This window comes from Bacillus sp. P4_D3, from assembly GCF_056401855.1.
Genome location: NZ_JBFUIN010001014.1, coordinates 1 through 946, shown reverse-complemented (window position 1 = coordinate 946; position 946 = coordinate 1). Strand labels below are relative to the sequence as shown.

Below are 946 nucleotides of genomic sequence, written 5' to 3'. Positions count from 1 at the left end.
CCCTTATTTAATCGTTTCTCTTCTATTCGCCTTCATCATAATTTCAACGAAAATTAAAATAAACAAACTTCCGTATAAACATATAATTTGAAATAACATTGGCATAAGATCTTCCGATGTAAATGTTTTAAACACTAACATAATCGAAAGTGGAATAATTAAATATAAGTTTTTAAACCATCCTTCAAAATATATATTTATAGCTACCGTGAGGATAAAGATCCCTCCAGCTAATATATAACTTTGGACTAGAGTCAACGTAAACATCGTTGTAGGATATATCACATCTAAAATCGTAACAGCTCCTAATAAAAACATTGGCGCAATCATGACTAAAAACCACATGGAAAACCACGTTTTTGTAAAACTTGTTACAAATGTCATTTTACGAAGCAGAAAATTAGGACCCACAACAGCTAAAATCAATGTAAAACTATAGCCAATACACTGAATAAGCGAAATCTGTAAAATCCCATTATTAACTATTAAAATAGAAGCAATAATCCAAAACGAAACGATATTCATTACCGTAAACCCAATTTGCTTCCACGTTTCCTGTCTATCCCTTTCCATCACTTTTACAAGTTCATTGGCATATTCTTTCGGCGAGCTTCCAAAATTTCTTCTACACTTTTCCCGTCACTCTCACCTTCTATTAAATGCAACTCTGCATCTTCTAAAAAGCTTTCCATATCGCTTTCTTTCACACTCTTTGCGGTCAAAAATAATCTCATATCTAACAAAAACTTTTGCGCTTCACTTGATAGCATTATTTTCTTCTTCCCTTCCCTTCAAGTAGACGTTCTACACTACTTTGCATCGCTTCCCAGCGACCCATAAATTCATCCAGTGCTTCCTCGCCTTTTTCTGTTAATGTATAATATTTTCGCTTTGGACCAGATGGAGATTCCTTCATTACACTTGTTATTAATCCTTCCTTTTGCAT

At 33.6% G+C, this 946-nt stretch carries 1 protein-coding gene and 1 pseudogene; both read right to left on the bottom strand.

Features of this window, described 5'->3' with window-relative positions:
* Nucleotides 1–3: 3 nt before the first annotated feature.
* Nucleotides 4–770 (bottom strand): annotated as a pseudogene (locus AC1DTM_RS28815) (DUF1129 domain-containing protein).
* Nucleotides 770–946 (bottom strand): PadR family transcriptional regulator (locus tag AC1DTM_RS28810; protein WP_477001522.1); only part of this gene is annotated, 177 nt, incomplete at its 5' end. The pseudogene AC1DTM_RS28815 and the gene AC1DTM_RS28810, both read right to left, overlap by 1 nt.